The organism is Enterobacter cloacae complex sp. I3 (assembly GCF_014896175.1).
Taxonomy (GTDB): Bacteria; Pseudomonadota; Gammaproteobacteria; order Enterobacterales; family Enterobacteriaceae; genus Enterobacter; species Enterobacter bugandensis.
In genome coordinates this window covers 92,625-108,346 of the sequence record NZ_JADBQZ010000011.1, presented here as the reverse complement: position 1 = coordinate 108,346, position 15,722 = coordinate 92,625, and the positions used below count along the sequence as shown (strand labels likewise).

The following is a 15,722-nucleotide window of genomic DNA, read 5'->3' as shown; positions in this document are numbered from 1 at the left end:
GTTGGCGACGTCATTTGCTTATCCGTGGAACGCTCCACGGTCGGCCATTGCCAGCCCTTACCTCACGCACACCCAACAGCAGCGTCGCGATCGCCTCTTCGCGGCGCTGCAGCAGGCAAGAATTGCCCTCTCACAGCAGCCTGACTGCGTGCGCTTCGAGGTCTGGCGCACGATTGACGCCCTCGAGCAGCATCAGGGCAGCCTGAAGGCTAATGCTTTCTCGATCCGCTTCTGCAAAAGGATGTTGCCCCGCCTGCGTCTGGTCTCTGAACGCTATGCCTGCAAGGGCCTGCACAATACGGTCTCCAGGGCCGTGTTTAATGACCATTTCGACACCCAGATTCTGCAATACCTCGCTTCGAGGATGGTTGAGCTGGTTACGCGCTATAACCGTCTTCCGGATATGTCCCGCGCGGACATCGACCTGCTGGCCGCAGATATCGCCAGCTTTATTCGCGGCGAGCTGGCGAATATTAACGATGCTGAGATGGGCGAATACCGGACGCTTTACGTCTGGTACCAGCGCGCCGGACTGATCGCCCGGCAGTTCAACGTTTCGCCTCCCCACTGGGAACGGGTGTCAAAGACGTTTTTCAACAAAGATGACGTTGCCTCGGCGGTGATCCGCATGTTTTCCGAGGTGTGGTGGCGCGGGCGCCTGCGCCGTATCGCGGCGGCCTGGCGCGAGCATTTGCAGATTGCCCTCGGCAACGTCAGCAAAAAGAGAACGGCGTATGCGAGCAGGCGCTGCGTGACCGAGTGGCGCGAGCAGAAGCGCCGCACCCGCGAATTTCTCAAGGGCATGGAGCTTGAAGATGAAGAGGGCAACCGCATCAGCCTGATTGAAAAATACGATACCTCGGTGTCTAACCCGGCGATACGCCGCTGTGAACTGATGACCCGCATCCGCGGGTTTGAAAATATCTGTGAGGCGCTGGGCTACGTGGGCGAGTTCTATACCTTAACCGCGCCCGCGCAGTATCACGCGACCGTGAAATCGGGCTACCCCAACGCTAAGTGGAACGGGGCCAGCCCGGCGGATACGCAAGGCTACTTTACCCGTCTCTGGGCACGTATCCGGGCAAAACTCCACCGGGACGGGCGCCGTATTTTTGGTATCCGCGTTGCGGAACCCCATCACGACGGTACGCCCCACTGGCACATGCTGATGTTTATGCTGCCGGGAGATGTTGACTGCGTTCGCCAGATTATCGGGGATTACGCGCGGCAGGAGGATGCTGTTGAGCTGCAGAGCGAAAGTGCCATAAGAGCGCGCTTTCACGCGGAAGCGATCGATCCTAAGAAAGGCAGTGCTACCGGTTACATAGCCAAATACATCTCAAAGAATATCGACGGCTATGCGCTCGATGGCGAGACCGATAACGAAAGCGGCGGGCTTCTGAAGGAGACGGCGTCCGCCGTTTCGGCCTGGGCGGGACGCTGGCACATTCGTCAGTTTCAGTTCATCGGCGGCGCGCCGGTAACGGTCTACCGCGAGCTGCGACGTATGGCGGATACTGAGGCCGCGCGCGGCTTGAGCGTTGAGTTTGCCGCCGTCCATGATGCCGCCGACGCCGGTGACTGGGCGGGTTACGTTACTGCGCAGGGCGGGCCGTTTGTCCGTCGCGATGATTTACAGGTGCGCACGCTGTATGGACCGCGCGCCGGGTTTAACCAGTACGGCGAGGAAACGGTCCGTATTCGTGGCGTGTACGACTCCGCCGTCGGCGCGGGCAGCCCGATTGTCACCCGGCTCACCCAGTGGAAAATTGTGCCGAAGAGGGCCCCGGAAATTAAGAATGCGCCTGAGCCCTCTCGGAGTTCTGTCAATAACTGTACGCAGGACGATCTGTCTCAGCCCCTAAGCCGGCGTGCGAGACGGGCATTAACCGAACGCATCAAATTCATCCGCCCCGGTGCTACGTCGCCCATCGTCTTCGCGAGCGACCCGCAGAACGGGGTACCAGAGAAGGTGATTGACGAGATACGGCTCGCCACCGGGATAGCCATCAGCCGGGGCGAGGCCCTGCATCTTATGGCCGGAGGCGTTAGCCGTTTTAACGACAAATGGTGCAGGGGCGCAGCTGACGGAACGCTATTTCCTGTAGCGTGTTCTTATCAGGAAAAGGCGCGGAAAATCCTTGAACGTATTGGGTATTTAACGGATTTGTTAACCAAGCGAGTACGCTAATCTTTATCGATATCATGTACATACCGTTAAAGGTTCTGATTTTTCGCTTCACTCTTTTTATGAATACATGCTACTGTATGTTTATACAGTATCTCGTGGTGGAGGTTGTGTGGACAGAGAGTTGAACGAGCAGGTCATGATTGAACGAGTCGAGATGATTGCTCGGCTGACGACAGAAGGAACGTGTCAGGAAAGAGATCGTGAGATTGCCCTGAATTTGATTGCTGAGATTGCGCGGGGAAATTTAATCAAGAACAACGCCTTTACCGTTGTTTTCTCGGCATCGCCTGTTCCGGAACGAATCAAAAAAGAGAGTAACGTTCGGGTGAACATTACTCTCGATAAAGATCGGCTGGCTGGCCAGTCCGTCGCCGAAGCCTTTCAGTGCGAACTGACCCGCAGAATAGGGTCCCTGTTTCCGTCAACGAGGGTGACCGTGAGAGTAGGCTCGGTGACGGGGGTAGAGCTCCAGGGGCTTGAAAAAGAGGCCGATCGCGAGGCGCTGGACACTATTCTCCGGGAAGTCTGGGAAGACGAGAGCTGGCGCTAAACCCGGTTTTGTTACCCGGACCGAACACCCTCATTAGATTTTTACGTTCCCATTGAACCGCGCTTCGCTTCCCTCGGATGGTTTGTTGTGTCCGCGAGCGTCCATCCGTCAGCGATAGCGAAAAGCCTGCTGGCCCGGGAAACTCTTCAGTACCTGGAAACCGGATGTTGGGAGCGACTGATGAAGATCTATGCAATGCAGGGGGACACGCTTGATGCCGTTTGCGCCCGCTTTTATGGGCGCACGGCTGGCGTCGTTGAAGCCGTTCTGAAGGCCAACTCTGGCCTCGCGGAGTTAGGGGTTATCTTGCCTCACGGCACGCCGGTAGAGATGCCGGAGGTGGATAGCGCCCCCACAAAAGAATTCGTAAACCTATGGGACTGAGCCTGGAGAAAATCACCACGTTTATCGCCTACTGGCTGGCCGTGGCGCTGGCCTGGTTCGGGGCGATGTCTCCTGACAAAGTCGCGCTGTACGTGGGAAGTCTTTGCGCCATTTTTACCGCGCTGACGAATTACTGGTTTAAGCGAAAAACCTGGCGCTATCTCAAATCTCTTGGCCTCGATAAGAAGAGCATTCGTGAACTCAATCATTAAGCGTTGCAGCGTCGCCGGCGTGCTGGCCCTGGCGGTGCTGATGCCTGATTTTCGGTTACTGAAAACGTCTCCGGAGGGGCTGGCGTTGATTGCCGATCTTGAAGGATGCCGCCTCTCGCCCTACCGGTGTAGTGCCGGGGTGTGGACGTCAGGCATTGGCCACACGGCAAACGTTGTACCCACGCGGGACATTACTGAACGCGAGGCCGCGGCAAACCTGGTCGCTGATGTGCTCAACGTGGAGCGGCGGCTGGCGTCGTGCGCGCCGGTGGAGATGCCGCCTCGGGTCTACGACGCGCCGGTGGAGATGCCGCCTCGGGTCTACGACGCGCTGGTGAGCTTCACGTTTAATGTCGGCGCAGGCGCTGCCTGCCGTTCGACGCTGGTGTCCTTTATCAAGCGTAAACAGTGGTCGCAGGCGTGCGAGCAGCTTACCCGCTGGGTGTACGTCAACGGCGTTAAAAATACCGGGCTCGAAAATCGCCGTGTCCGCGAGAAGGCATGGTGCACGAAGGGGTTGCCATGAGAGCCCTCATGCTGGCGCTGGCCGGACTGCTGGCCATCACGCTGTGGCTCCGTCATGACAACCTGACCCTGTCCCGTTCCTTAGCCACGGCTAACCGGGTCGCCAGCGAGCAAAAAACGGCCCTCGCCACGCTTAACCAGCAGCTGTCCCTGTCACAACGGATAGCCCGATCAAACGAAAACGCCCAGGTCAGGCTCCGCGAGGCGCTTGTCACTGCGGGCGAAGAGAGCGCGAGACGGGAAGCGACTATCGGGAGATTACTCAATGAAAATGAAGCGTTACGCCGCTGGTATAGTGCTCGGCTGCCTGATGCTGTCCGCAGGTTGCACACCCGCACCGCCTGCGCCTCCGCAGCCCATTGTTTACCACGCCTGCCCGAAGGTGAGCCTCTGCCCGATGCCGGGCAGCGAACCCGCCACTAACGGCGATCTCAGCGCGGATATTCGCAGGCTTGAGTATGCCCTTATCGCCTGCGCGCTGCAGGTTGAAACCATTAAAAACTGTCAGGATAAATTCGATGCACAAACTCAAGAGCCTGCGTCAGGCATTAATTGACGCCATCCCCCAACTGAACGCTAGCCCGGAACGCCTGCAGATGTCGGTCGGAAGCGGGCATATTGACGCCCGCCTGGCCTCCTCGCTCTCCTTTGAAAAACACTATCAACTGAATGCAAAGGTCAGCGGTTTCAAAGGCGACAGCGAGGGATTGTTCGTTCCCGTGCTGGCCTGGCTTCGGGAAAACCAGCCGGACATTTTTACCCTTGATGAAGGCCGTAAAAACGGATGTTCCTTCACGATCGTCTTAAACGATGACGATACGATGGATATCAGCATCAGTTTGCAATTAACCGAGCGCATGCTTGTTGCACAGGATCAGAGCGCTCTGCACGTGACGTATTCCCCGGAGCCGCCGCTGCCGGAGCCCGTCACGCGTCCGACGTCGTTGTACATCAACGGTGAGCTGGTCAGCCAGTGGGAGGCGTAAGTTCCCCCGCGCCGAGAGCTCGCTGTCTGTACAGCGTGTTGTTTCATCCCGCATAAAACCCCGTCTCGTTGCTGCCGTTCCTCCTGAACGGCATTCTCTTCTCATGAATACATTAACTTCCATGAACGGTATCGCTCGCGCGATCCGCAATCTGATTCGTATCGGTGTTGTGACCGAGGTTGACCTCAACAGAGGGCTTTGTCGTGTCCAGACCGGCGGGATGAAAACTACCTGGCTGAACTGGCTAACCTGTCGTGCGGGACGTTCGCGCGTCTGGTGGGCGCCTTCCGAGGGCGAGCAGGTGCTGCTGCTGGCCATCGGAGGCGAGCTTGATACCGCCTTTGTGCTGCCCGGCATTTTCTCGGACGACCATCCGGCCCCGTCCGGGTCGTCTGACGCGCTCCATGTATCGTTCCCTGACGGCGCGGTGATCGAGTACGAACCCGAACGCGGGGCGCTGACGGTTACTGGCATTAAAACGGCCGACATTACCGCCTCGGAATCGCTGACCGCCACCGTGCCGGAGGTGCGGGTGACGTCAACTTCCCGCATCACGCTGGATACGCCTGAAGTGGTGTGTACCAACAAGTTAATTACCGCCTCTCTTGAAGTGCAGCAGGGCGGTGTGATGGCCGGAAATATTGAGCATTCCGGCGGTAAATTCACCTCCAACGGGGTGCAGGTGGACAACCACGCGCACGGCAGCGTGCAAAGCGGCGGAAGCTGGACTAAGGGGACACAATGACGGTGCGATACAGGGGAATGAACAGGCAGACCGGGCTGAGCATTTCAGAGGCTGAACACATCCGGCAAAGCGTGCGCGACATTCTGGTCACGCCGATTGGCTCGCGGGTCATGCGGAGGGATTACGGCTCGCTGCTGGCGGCGATGATCGACAGGCCGCAGAGCCCTGCGCTGCGTCTGCAAATCATGTCCGCATGCTATTCCGCCATCCAGAAATGGGAGCCGCGGATAAGCCTGACGGCAATCACTTTCGAGCGTTCGGAGAACGACGGGACGTTGTATGTCGATATCACCGGCACGCGCCCGACCTCCGGACAATCCTTTTCTATCACCATTTCACTGAGTTAAACGCTATGGCTATTGTTGATCTGAGCCAGCTCGCCGCGCCTGATGTCGTGGAAGAGGTGGATTATGAAACGCTGTTGGCAGAACGAAAGGCCACCTTTGTCTCGCTCTATCCGGAAGAGGAGCGAGAGGCGATTGCACGGACGCTGACCCTGGAATCCGAGCCGATTGTGAAGCTGCTGCAGGAGAACGCCTACCGGGAAGTCATGTGGCGTCAGCGGGTTAACGAGGCCGCGCGTGCGGTCATGTTAGCCTATGCAGCGGGCAGCGATCTGGACCAGATTGGGGCAAACGCTAACCTTGCGCGTCTGGTGATCGCCCCTGCCGACGACACCACGTTCCCACCCACGCCGGCTGTGATGGAGTCCGATACCGATTTTCGTCTGCGCATCCAGCAGGCGCCGGAAGGGCTGAGCGTGGCCGGTTCGACGGGCGCGTACCAGTTCCATGGCCGCAGTGCCGATGGCCGGGTAGCGGACATCTCCGTCATCAGCCCGCAGCCGGCGAACGTCACGATTTCCGTACTCTCCCGGGAGAATAACGGCATAGCGTCTGAAGAGCTGATCGCTATTGTTCGTAACGCCCTAAACGATGAAGACGTCAGGCCGGTTGCCGACCGCGTTACCGTACAGTCGGCCAAAATAGTTGACTACAGCATTGAAGCATCGCTTTTCCTTTTTCCCGGCCCTGAAAGCGAGCCGGTACTCAATGCGGCAAGAGCCCGGTTACAGGCCTATATCACGGCTCAGCATCGGCTTGGACGCGATATTCGCAAATCTGCCATTTACGCCGCTCTTCACGTGGAAGGGGTGCAGCGGGTGGAACTGACCGCACCCGCGGCTGACATCGTGCTTGATGAAACCCAGGCCTCATGGTGCAGCCACTACAGCGTAACCGTGGGAGGGAACGATGAGTAACACCCGCCTTTTACCGGTTGGCTCATCGCCCCTTGAGATCGCGGCAGCGCGCGCCTGTGCGGACATCGAAAATACGCCCGTTCCGCTGCGCCACCTCTGGAATGTGGATACCTGCCCGGCGAATTTGCTGCCGTGGCTGGCTTGGGCATTTTCGGTTGACCGCTGGGACGAGAGCTGGCCGGAAGCCACCAAGCGGGACGTGATCCGCGCGGCGTGGTTTATCCATGCCCACAAAGGGACGATTGGCGCCGTGCGTCGCGTGGTGGAGCCGCTTGGCTATCTGATCAACGTCACCGAGTGGTGGGAAACCAACGATCCGCCCGGCACTTTCCGCCTTGATATTGGCGTGCTGGACACCGGTATTAACGAGGAAATGTATTACGAAATGGAGAGGCTGGTTGCTGATGCAAAGCCTGCCAGCCGCCACCTTATTGGCCTGAATATCATCCAGGACATTCCGGGTTATCTCTATACCGGCGCCTTGGGCTATGACGGCGACATCATCACGGTTTATCCCGGATAAGTGAGAGCACAATGACAGTGAAATATAAAACGGTTATCACCAAAGCCGGTGCCGAAAAACTGGCTGCAGCGACCGTCCCGAACGGCAAGAAAGTGAATTTTACGGCGATGGCGGTGGGTGACGGTGGGGGCACGTTGCCGGTGCCTGATGCCGGGCAGACGAAGCTGGTTAATGAAGTCTGGCGCCATGCACTGAATAAAATCAGCCAGGATAACAAGCATCAGAATTATGTGATCGCGGAGCTGCTCATTCCGCCTGAAACCGGTGGTTTCTGGATGCGAGAAATGGGCCTCTATGATGACACAGGGACACTGATTGCCGTTGGGAACATGGCAGAAAGCTATAAGCCGTTGTTGGCGGAAGGATCCGGACGTGCGCAGACCGTGCGTATGGTCATCATGGTAAGCGACATTGAGTCAGTCGAACTCTCGATAGATACGTCTACGGTAATGGCGACCCAGGAGTACGTTGATGAGAAGCTTGAAGAACATGAGCAGTCTCGTCGCCATCCTGATGCAACGCTAACGGCTAAAGGGTTTACTCAGCTTAGTAGTGCGACTGATAGCTCCTCAGAAGTGCTGGCGGCGACGCCGAAAGCGGTTAAGGCTGCTAACGATAATGCTAATGGCCGTGTGCCATCAGGAAGAAAGGTTAACGGACATATTCTGACGGAAGATATCAGTATCACCGCCCAGGATATTTTTAATACTCAGGCTGTGGAAATAGGTAATGCTGCTGATCTGAATGCCTACACCACACCGGGACTGTATTATCAGCCCTCAAACGCGCAGGCGCAAACCGGGAAAAACTATCCTGAGGCTGTTGCCGGGGCGCTTGAGATTTTTAAACACGCAGGTATTACGCAGGTTTACCGGATATACGTTGGATCTCGTTCATATATCCGTACGCTGTACAGCGGTATGTGGTCACCATGGACAAAACAGTATGATACCGTAAATAAACCCACCCCTGACGAGGTTGGCGCGGTATCAGCGAATGGCGGAGGTTATAACGGCACATTCAGGTTTAGAAGTGTGGGCACGCTGCCATCTGAAAGAAACACAGCGACACTTGTAAGTGCTCAGCCTGGTGTGGGTGGGATTGTCTCTGGCGCGGTGTTTGAATGGTATGACAATTCAATGGCTATCGGTCTGACGAGAGGGGGAGGAACCGATGTTACCGGCTTCGCTATTTTGATGAATAATCATCTTCTGGCAACAGTTGCTCCTGATGGAGCGATTGCGAATAGTGGAAATATCTATTCAGGGCAAGGTGTATTTGAATCTGGTGGCAGAGTACGAGTTTACTCATCAAACAATCCACCCCCTCAGCAGGATTTAAGCCCTTATGCACGACAGGACTGGACACTGCAATACTTTGTCCGGGATGTTGCCATGGGTGCGGAGGGAGCATTTACGATTGTAAAAAATGCCTGGCAGCGTGTGCCTCCTGGATGTGCTATGACAGGCTACAACTTTGAAGGTGATAACCCCGGTGGCGATACCATTTTCTATCGCCCAATTCAGAAGTACATGTCTAATATCGGATGGATTACTGTAGGTCATACAGCATGATTACCCTTAAAAATTTCGTTCAATATGAACCAAAATACAAAGAGTTTTTGTTTAATGCTATATTTCTTCAGTCAGATGAGGGGCTTGACTGGTATTACCATATGTCACGATTTCAGCCTGAAACACTGAAAATTTGCTACGACAAAAATAATATTATTCGCTCTTTTAGTAATGATGCTGATCGCCTTTTTCCTCTGGGGATGTCAGTTTCAGAAGTCGATCCAACAGAAGTGCCCGAAGGGCTGAATATACACGGTGAGTGGGTATGGAATGGCACTAAAATTATTCCACGCCAGTTGACCCAGGAGGAATTAATTCAACAGGCGGAAACCAGAAGAGGTGAATTGCTTGCCGAAGCTTCGGATGTTATTGCCCCCCTCCAGGATGCTTTCGAGCTCGGCATTGCAACAAACGAGGAAGCTGCCACGTTGTTACTCTGGAAGCGCTACCGGGTGACGCTAAACCGGCTGGATCTCAGTACTGCCCCTGATATCGACTGGCCCGAACTCCCTGCCTGACCCCAAGCCCTCCTTCCGGAGGGCTTTTCGTTTGTTGTGTAATCCTTTCCCCAACCCCAATACGTCGCATCAATCGCGCGCTCCACAGACAATAGCCTCACCACTAAACGAAGGAGTTAACCGGATGGGCGACTATCACCACGGCGTGGAAGTTATCGAAATCAACGATGGCACCCGCACCATTTCCACCGTCTCGACGGCAATCATCGGCATGGTCTGTACGGCCAGCGATGCTGACGACAAGACATTTCCTTTAAACGAGCCCGTGCTCATTACCAACGTGCAAAGCGCGATTGCGAAAGCCGGCAAGGCGGGGACGCTGTCCGCTTCTCTGCAGGCGATCGCCGACCAGTGTAAACCGGTTGTTGTGGTTGTTCGCGTGGCTGAAGGCACCGCAGAAACCCCGGAAGAGGCCCGCAAACAGACCGTTTCCAACATCATCGGTACCACCGATGAAAACGGTAAATACACCGGTCTGAAGGCGCTTCTCACGGCGAAAACGGTGACCGGCGTTAAGCCACGCATTCTCGGCGTACCGGGGCTGGACTCTCAGGAAGTCGCGACCGCTCTGGCCGCTACGTGCCAGAGCCTGCGCGCGTTTGGCTATGTCAGCGCATGGGGGTGCAAAACCATTTCTGAGGCGATCAACTACCGCAAAAACTTTAGCCAGCGCGAGCTGATGGTTATCCACCCTGATTTTCTGGCGTGGGATACCACTACGAATGCGACGACAATGGCCTGGGCGACCGCCCGTGCGCTTGGCCTGCGTGCCAAAATCGATCAGACAATGGGCTGGCATAAAACCCTGTCAAACGTTGGCGTTAACGGCGTCACTGGCGTAAGCGCTTCGGTCTCCTGGGATCTGCAGGAACAGGCCACCGACGCGAACCTGCTTAACCAGGCTGGCGTCACCACGCTGATTCGCAACGACGGCTTCAAATTCTGGGGTAACCGCACCTGCTCAGACGATCCGTTATTCGTCTTTGAAAACTACACCCGTACCGCGCAGGTGCTGGCCGATACCATGGCGGAAGCGCACGCGTGGGCGATGGATAAACCCATCACGCCAACGCTTATCCGCGACATCGTCTCCGGTATTAATGCCAAGTTCCGCGAGCTGAAAACCAACGGCTATATCGTCGACGGCTCCTGCTGGTATGACCCTGAGTCGAACGACGCATCAACCCTGAAAGCGGGGAAACTGTATATCGATTATGACTACACCCCTGTCCCGCCGCTGGAAAATCTGACCCTGCGCCAGCGCATCACCGATACCTATCTGGCAGACCTGTCAGATTCGGTTAATAGCTAAGGAGCTGAAGCATGGCGTTACCACGCAAACTGAAATATCTGAATATGTTCAACGATGGCCTGAGCTACTTGGGCGTTGTTGAGTCCGTCACCTTGCCGAAGCTTACCCGCAAGCTGGAGAAGTATCGCGGCGGCGGTATGCCCGGCTCGGTCTCTGTCGATCTCGGCCTGGACGATGATGCCCTGGCGCTGGAGTGGACCGTTGGCGGGCTGCCGGACGCCGCTCTGTGGGCGCAGTATGCCTCTCCGGGCGCGGACAGCGTGCCGCTGCGCTTTACCGGCTCTTATCAGCGCGATGACACCGGCGAAATTTCCGCCGTCGAAATCGTCATGCGCGGTCGTCATAAAGAGTTTGATGGTGGTGAAAACAAGCAGGGCGAGAGCGGCACCACCAAAATGTCCACCGAGTGCGCCTACTACCAGCTGACCATTGATGGCAAAGAGATCATCGAAATCGACATCATCAACATGGTGCTGAAAGTCGATGGTGTCGATCGCCTGGCAGAACACCGTAAGGCCATCGGCCTGTAACCCTTTAACCGGCCGGGATCGCCGGCCGGTAAGTTAACTTTGTGAAGAGTAACGAAATGGAAAATACCAACGAGATCGCCATGAACGAAAATCCACATATCGTCACGCTAGATAGCCCCGTTCAGCGAGGTGAGCAAAAAATTGAAAAGGTGACCGTTTCAAAACCGAATGCAGGGACCCTGCGAGGGGTATCTCTGGCGTCGCTGGCGCAATCTGACGTAGATGCGCTGATCAAGGTGCTGCCGCGAATGACCTCGCCAGCCCTGACCGAGCATGAGGTTGCGCGCCTGGATGCCTGCGATCTGCTCTCTTTTGCTGGCAAGGTGATCGGTTTTTTGTCACCGGCTTCGGCTCGCTGAAATTTCCTGAAAATCTGTCGGTCGACGATCTGATGGCGGATATCGCGGTGATATTTCACTGGCCGCCGTCAGAGCTGTACACCCTGAGCGTGACCGAACTCCTCTTATGGCGCGAAAAAGCGCTGCAGCGAAGCGGAAACCACCATGAGTAATAATGTCAGACTTCAGGAATTGCTTAAGGCTGTCGACCGGGCAACCCGACCGCTTAACGCTCTCCATAACGCCAGCCTCACTCTCGCGAACGATATCCGCGATGCGCAGGTGGCGCTCGGGGCACTCGATGAGCAGGCGGGGCGTATCAACGGCTTCAGGAAAGCAAACGGCCAGCTCGCCATGACGGAGCAGTCCCTTGCTCAGGCGAAACAGCAGGCAGCGGCGCTGGCGGTGCAGTTTAAAAACACGAAAAACCCAACCCTGGCACAGGCTGATGCGCTGTCCGCGGCCCGAAAATCGGCAGCCGATCTTAAGCTTGAGTACAACAGCTTACGCTACTCGGTACAGCGTCAACGTGCTGAGCTCGCACAGGCGGGGATAAACACGCGCACGCTTTCGTCGGACGAGCGTCGTCTACGAACCAACATCAGCGAGAAAACGCAGCAGCTTAACCGGCAGCGGGATGCGCTAGCCCGCGTCAACCAGCAGCAGGAGCGGCTGAGTACCGTTCAGAACCGCTACGAGTCAGGCAAGCGCGCTATCTCGCGAGTGCAGCAACTGGCTAATGCGGGCGTGAGTATGGCAAAAGCGGGCTTTGACCAGACGTCCCGCTTTATGGCGCCAGGCATCAGTTTTGAAAAACAGATGTCTGCCATTCAGGCAAACCTTGGCCTGGAGAAGGGAGACCTCCGGCTTGAGGCCATTCGCCGGCAGGCACGGGAAGTTAGTGTTAGCACCGGAACGCCTGCGGATGCGGTCGTCCGGACACAGAGCGCACTGGCCCGTTCAGGCTATGACGCCGATGGAGTGCTTGCGGCCACTGTGCCAACGATCAACCTCAGTCAGGCGGGGAATATCGACGCTGCAAAAGCGGCCGATATTATCAGCAGCACGCAGGCCGCGTATAACCTGGCAGATGTAGATGCCGGACGCATCGCAGACGTGCTTACGCGCGGTTTTACCTCTTCGAATACCAGCCTCGCTGAGATGGTGGCGGCCGTCACCTCCGCTGCGCCCGCTGCGGATGCCGCCGGTATGGGGCTTGAAGAGACTTCTGCGCTGCTTGGCGTTCTTGCGGAAAAGGGGATGAAAGGTGCCGCCGCCGGGGACGCGCTCAGCGCGATGTTGCGCCATGTTCAGACTCCGGATGCCATAAAAGCCGCAGGGGCGCTGGTTTCCGCCGCGGGTGATGGATCGCTTGATGAAAAACGTAAGCAGCTGCAGGGGGCAAAGGGCAGTACCGCGCTCGCGGCTTCCGTTCAGACCGATAATCTTGACGGCGATATCAACCGATTCCAGGCCGCGTGGAGCGGGTTGAAGATTGACGTGTTCGATAAAGCAGATGGCGCTCTGCGCAACCTGATAACAACCGCAACCGGCTGGCTCAGCACGGCCACCCTTTGGGTGAATGCCAACCCTGAGCTGACGCAGACCCTAGCCAGCATTGTTGTCGGTGCGCAGGCGTTTGCTGGCGTACTGGGCGGCGTAGGAACGGTTATCGCCCCGGTTCTGACGGGCGTCAATATGATCATCACCGCGGCCGGGATGTTGGGAACGGTGTTCAGCGTAGTGGGGGGCGCCATCATGACGGTGCTGGGTGCCCTTAGCTGGCCGGTGATTGCCCTTGGTGCGGCGATTGCCGCCGGAGCCTTGCTGATTTTTAAATACTGGGAACCCATCAGCGCCTTCTTTGGCGGGGTGATGGAAGGGCTTTCGACGGCCTTCGCACCGCTGGGGGCGATGTTCTCACCGGTGATAACGGTATTTGATGCTATCTCGGAGAAGCTGGGCGGTATCTGGCAATGGTTCACCGATTTGGTTGCGCCGATCAAGGCGACGCAGGAAACGCTGGATGGCTGTAAAAATGCTGGCGTGATTTTTGGGCAGGCGTTGGGCGATGCGTTAACGGCACCGCTTGATCTCTTTAACAGCCTGAGCGGCAAGGCCAGCTGGCTGCTGGAGAAACTCGGTCTTATCAAAAACGAGTCGGGGAATCTCGACTCCGCTGCGGCAAAAGCAGAAGCGGCATCCTCTCCTGTGGGCAGCTCTTATATTCCGGGTACGGGGACCTATGGCGGTTACCAGGGGTATCAGCCAACCATCGCCACAGGGGGACGCTCTTATGTCGATCAGAGTAAAAGCGAGTACAACATCACGCTGCAGGGGGGCACGGCCTCCGGAATGGATCTGACGCGTCAAATCCGGGAGGCAATAGAGAATAGTGAACGTGAACAAGCGAGACGGCAGCTATCCAGCTTTATGTCTGGTTGAGGAGAGAGAAAATGTTAATGGTGCTGGGTCTGTTTGTCTTTGAACGACGAACATTACCCTATCAGACAATGCAGTTTACAAAGGACTACCGCTGGGCGTCCAACGATCGCATCGGGAAGCCCAAAGCCTGGCAATATCTTGGCGAAGGTGAGACCTCCTTTAGCCTCACCGGAGTACTTTACCCGGAGCTCACGGGAGGGCGGCTTTCTCTCAAGGCGGTTGAGCTGATGGCGAATGAAGGGCGGGCATGGCCGTTGATAGATGGTACCGGCATCATTCACGGCATGTTTATCATTGAGAAAGTCACGCACACGCATTCGGATTTTTACAGTGATGGTACCGCGCGAAAAATTGAATTTTCCCTGTCGCTAAAACGCGTGGACGAATCGCTGATGAAGATGTTTGGCGATCTGAGAACGCAGGCTGAAGAGCTGGTGACTAGCGCACGTAATAGCATTGGAGGGCTGGTGGGATGATCGCCGAGATGAATATCCGGGCGGGCGGCAAAATCGCCCCTGACTTTATGCTTAAGCTTAACGACCGTGATATCACGCAAAATTTCAGCCACCGCCTTATCAGTTTATCCATGACCGACAAACGTGGGCTGGAAGCCGATCAGCTGGATATTCAACTGGATGATTCCGATGGGCTATTAGACCTGCCAGCCCGGGGAGCAACGCTCTCCTTATGGCTGGGGTGGGAGGGAGCTCCGCTCCAGCCGAAAGGGAACTTCACGATCGACACAATTGAATTTCGGGGGGCGCCGGACACCCTGACCATTCGGGGATGCAGCGCGGATTTTCGTGGGAAGCTAAACGTGCGGCGCGAACAGTCGTGGCATGACACGACGATCGGCGCGATAGTCACTACTATCGCTCAGCGGAACCAGTTGACCACAAGCGTTGCGGCTGGGCTTTCATCCATTGCCATTTCTCATATTGACCAGTCTCAGGAGACTGACGCGGCGTTTCTCACCCGCCTGGCCGAACGCAATGGTGCATTTGTTTCCATCAAAGCCGGGAAGGTCATTTTCATGAAAGCGGGCCAGGCCGTGACGGCCAGCGGCACAGCGATTCCCTTAATGATGATTGAACGTGGGGATGGCGATCGGCACCTTTTTTCCGTCGCCGACCGTGAAAGTTATTCCGGCGTGACGGCCAAATGGCTGCAAACGCGCGATCCAAAACAGCAAAATCCTCAATTGAGTATTAATCGCCAGGTTGGGGGGGGGCCCAGAGAGGAGCTACAGCATCCGGATGCCGCCGCGTCGGGAGCTAAAGGCATGGAGCCGAAGCCGCAAGAGAGGCTGGTGGGATCGGCGGAGAACGTGTTTGAGCTTGCTACGGTGTATGCGTCTGAAGAGCAGGCGCTCAGGGCTGCGGAGGCGAAGTGGCGCGCGCTTCAGCGGGGAACCGTGAAATTTTCTATCCAGCTGGCGCTGGGGCGAGCCGATCTGTTTCCCGAAACGCCGGTGCTGGTTAACGGCTTTAAACGAGTCATTGACGAGCAGGCGTGGATCATCAGCGAAGTGGTTCATACGCTGAGCGGGAGTGGATTTACCACGCAGCTGAACCTTGAGCTGAACGTCACCGACGAAAAATTTTCTGTGGATAGAGAGTAATTCATTT

The 15,722-nt window shown here is 56.5% G+C and carries 21 protein-coding genes; all 21 read left to right on the top strand.

The features are described 5' to 3' along the window. Position 1: 1 nt before the first annotated feature. The 21 genes from IM271_RS10595 (at position 2) to IM271_RS10500 (ending at position 15,715) form a co-directional block, all read left to right on the top strand. Positions 2-2,191, top strand: coding sequence for a replication endonuclease (locus IM271_RS10595; protein WP_193052571.1), 2,190 nt, complete (start codon positions 2-4; stop codon positions 2,189-2,191). A gap of 109 nt (positions 2,192-2,300) precedes the next feature. Then, the gene (locus IM271_RS10590; protein ID WP_041908026.1) at positions 2,301-2,741 is read left to right on the top strand and encodes a DinI-like family protein; all 441 of its coding nucleotides are present in this window, start codon (positions 2,301-2,303) and stop codon (positions 2,739-2,741) included. Positions 2,742-2,921: 180 nt separating this feature from the next. Next, positions 2,922-3,125 carry a tail protein X gene (locus tag IM271_RS10585; protein ID WP_193050871.1) on the top strand — a complete coding sequence of 68 codons (204 nt, stop codon included), beginning with the start codon at positions 2,922-2,924 and terminating at the stop codon, positions 3,123-3,125. Next, a complete protein-coding gene (locus IM271_RS10580) occupies positions 3,116-3,337 on the top strand; it encodes an HP1 family phage holin (RefSeq protein WP_045260131.1) in 222 nt (73 codons plus the stop codon). Before IM271_RS10585 ends, IM271_RS10580 begins: the two co-directional genes overlap by 10 nt. Further along, the gene (locus tag IM271_RS10575; RefSeq protein WP_193052570.1) at positions 3,321-3,863 is read left to right on the top strand and encodes a lysozyme; all 543 of its coding nucleotides are present in this window, start codon (positions 3,321-3,323) and stop codon (positions 3,861-3,863) included. Before IM271_RS10580 ends, IM271_RS10575 begins: the two co-directional genes overlap by 17 nt. After that, positions 3,860-4,285 (top strand): Rz-like lysis system protein LysB, encoded by a 426-nt coding sequence (lysB, locus tag IM271_RS10570; protein WP_193050867.1) that lies wholly within the window; start codon positions 3,860-3,862, stop codon positions 4,283-4,285. Before IM271_RS10575 ends, lysB begins: the two co-directional genes overlap by 4 nt. After that, the gene (gene lysC / locus IM271_RS20220; RefSeq protein ID WP_236327693.1) at positions 4,173-4,418 is read left to right on the top strand and encodes an Rz1-like lysis system protein LysC; all 246 of its coding nucleotides are present in this window, start codon (positions 4,173-4,175) and stop codon (positions 4,416-4,418) included. The genes lysB and lysC overlap by 113 nt, the downstream gene beginning before the upstream one ends. After that, complete coding sequence (locus IM271_RS10565) at positions 4,381-4,848, top strand: phage tail protein (RefSeq protein ID WP_193052569.1); 468 nt, start codon at positions 4,381-4,383, stop codon at positions 4,846-4,848. The genes lysC and IM271_RS10565 overlap by 38 nt, the downstream gene beginning before the upstream one ends. Positions 4,849-4,951: 103 nt before the next feature. Further along, positions 4,952-5,593, top strand: a complete 642-nt coding sequence (locus tag IM271_RS10560) for a phage baseplate assembly protein V (RefSeq protein WP_041908037.1) — start codon at positions 4,952-4,954, stop codon at positions 5,591-5,593. Further along, a complete protein-coding gene (locus tag IM271_RS10555) occupies positions 5,590-5,940 on the top strand; it encodes a GPW/gp25 family protein (RefSeq protein ID WP_041908038.1) in 351 nt (116 codons plus the stop codon). Before IM271_RS10560 ends, IM271_RS10555 begins: the two co-directional genes overlap by 4 nt. Positions 5,941-5,945: 5 nt before the next feature. Continuing rightward, positions 5,946-6,854, top strand: a complete 909-nt coding sequence (locus IM271_RS10550) for a baseplate assembly protein (RefSeq protein ID WP_136343796.1) — start codon at positions 5,946-5,948, stop codon at positions 6,852-6,854. Then, positions 6,847-7,377 (top strand): phage tail protein I, encoded by a 531-nt coding sequence (locus IM271_RS10545; protein ID WP_063943035.1) that lies wholly within the window; start codon positions 6,847-6,849, stop codon positions 7,375-7,377. Before IM271_RS10550 ends, IM271_RS10545 begins: the two co-directional genes overlap by 8 nt. An 11-nt stretch (positions 7,378-7,388) precedes the next feature. Continuing rightward, on the top strand, positions 7,389-8,951 hold the full coding sequence (locus IM271_RS20215) for a phage tail protein (RefSeq protein WP_065366020.1): 1,563 nt from the start codon (positions 7,389-7,391) through the stop codon (positions 8,949-8,951). After that, a complete protein-coding gene (locus tag IM271_RS10535; protein WP_172616438.1) occupies positions 8,948-9,469 on the top strand; it encodes a tail fiber assembly protein in 522 nt (173 codons plus the stop codon). Before IM271_RS20215 ends, IM271_RS10535 begins: the two co-directional genes overlap by 4 nt. A 124-nt stretch (positions 9,470-9,593) precedes the next feature. Beyond that, positions 9,594-10,781 carry a phage tail sheath protein gene (locus tag IM271_RS10530; protein WP_041908048.1) on the top strand — a complete coding sequence of 396 codons (1,188 nt, stop codon included), beginning with the start codon at positions 9,594-9,596 and terminating at the stop codon, positions 10,779-10,781. 11 nt (positions 10,782-10,792) lie between these two features. Next, entirely contained in the window at positions 10,793-11,311 is a 519-nt protein-coding gene (locus IM271_RS10525; RefSeq protein ID WP_136484965.1) for a phage major tail tube protein, read from the top strand. A gap of 56 nt (positions 11,312-11,367) precedes the next feature. Continuing rightward, entirely contained in the window at positions 11,368-11,670 is a 303-nt protein-coding gene (locus IM271_RS10520; RefSeq protein ID WP_041908050.1) for a phage tail assembly protein, read from the top strand. A gap of 32 nt (positions 11,671-11,702) precedes the next feature. Then, a complete protein-coding gene (locus tag IM271_RS10515) occupies positions 11,703-11,822 on the top strand; it encodes a GpE family phage tail protein (RefSeq protein WP_041908052.1) in 120 nt (39 codons plus the stop codon). Further along, positions 11,815-14,094: a phage tail tape measure protein gene (locus IM271_RS10510; RefSeq protein WP_193052568.1), complete on the top strand. Its 2,280-nt coding sequence runs from the start codon at positions 11,815-11,817 to the stop codon at positions 14,092-14,094. Before IM271_RS10515 ends, IM271_RS10510 begins: the two co-directional genes overlap by 8 nt. Before the next feature lie 11 nt (positions 14,095-14,105). Next, a complete protein-coding gene (locus IM271_RS10505) occupies positions 14,106-14,570 on the top strand; it encodes a phage tail protein (protein ID WP_041908056.1) in 465 nt (154 codons plus the stop codon). Beyond that, positions 14,567-15,715, top strand: coding sequence for a phage late control D family protein (locus IM271_RS10500; RefSeq protein WP_193052567.1), 1,149 nt, complete (start codon positions 14,567-14,569; stop codon positions 15,713-15,715). The genes IM271_RS10505 and IM271_RS10500 overlap by 4 nt, the downstream gene beginning before the upstream one ends. Positions 15,716-15,722 lie beyond the last annotated feature (7 nt).

Coding starts and splice junctions, on each gene's coding strand:
- IM271_RS10500 (WP_193052567.1), top strand. CDS start 14,567: ATGATCGCCGAGATGAATATCCGGGCGGGCGGCAAAATCGCCCCTGAC.
- IM271_RS10585 (WP_193050871.1), top strand. CDS start 2,922: ATGAAGATCTATGCAATGCAGGGGGACACGCTTGATGCCGTTTGCGCC.
- IM271_RS10580 (WP_045260131.1), top strand. CDS start 3,116: ATGGGACTGAGCCTGGAGAAAATCACCACGTTTATCGCCTACTGGCTG.
- IM271_RS10510 (WP_193052568.1), top strand. CDS start 11,815: ATGAGTAATAATGTCAGACTTCAGGAATTGCTTAAGGCTGTCGACCGG.
- lysB (WP_193050867.1), top strand. CDS start 3,860: ATGAGAGCCCTCATGCTGGCGCTGGCCGGACTGCTGGCCATCACGCTG.
- IM271_RS10530 (WP_041908048.1), top strand. CDS start 9,594: ATGGGCGACTATCACCACGGCGTGGAAGTTATCGAAATCAACGATGGC.
- IM271_RS10560 (WP_041908037.1), top strand. CDS start 4,952: ATGAATACATTAACTTCCATGAACGGTATCGCTCGCGCGATCCGCAAT.
- IM271_RS10545 (WP_063943035.1), top strand. CDS start 6,847: ATGAGTAACACCCGCCTTTTACCGGTTGGCTCATCGCCCCTTGAGATC.
- IM271_RS10550 (WP_136343796.1), top strand. CDS start 5,946: ATGGCTATTGTTGATCTGAGCCAGCTCGCCGCGCCTGATGTCGTGGAA.
- IM271_RS10555 (WP_041908038.1), top strand. CDS start 5,590: ATGACGGTGCGATACAGGGGAATGAACAGGCAGACCGGGCTGAGCATT.
- IM271_RS10520 (WP_041908050.1), top strand. CDS start 11,368: ATGGAAAATACCAACGAGATCGCCATGAACGAAAATCCACATATCGTC.
- IM271_RS10505 (WP_041908056.1), top strand. CDS start 14,106: ATGTTAATGGTGCTGGGTCTGTTTGTCTTTGAACGACGAACATTACCC.
- IM271_RS20215 (WP_065366020.1), top strand. CDS start 7,389: ATGACAGTGAAATATAAAACGGTTATCACCAAAGCCGGTGCCGAAAAA.
- IM271_RS10565 (WP_193052569.1), top strand. CDS start 4,381: ATGCACAAACTCAAGAGCCTGCGTCAGGCATTAATTGACGCCATCCCC.
- lysC (WP_236327693.1), top strand. CDS start 4,173: ATGCTGTCCGCAGGTTGCACACCCGCACCGCCTGCGCCTCCGCAGCCC.
- IM271_RS10525 (WP_136484965.1), top strand. CDS start 10,793: ATGGCGTTACCACGCAAACTGAAATATCTGAATATGTTCAACGATGGC.
- IM271_RS10515 (WP_041908052.1), top strand. CDS start 11,703: ATGGCGGATATCGCGGTGATATTTCACTGGCCGCCGTCAGAGCTGTAC.
- IM271_RS10535 (WP_172616438.1), top strand. CDS start 8,948: ATGATTACCCTTAAAAATTTCGTTCAATATGAACCAAAATACAAAGAG.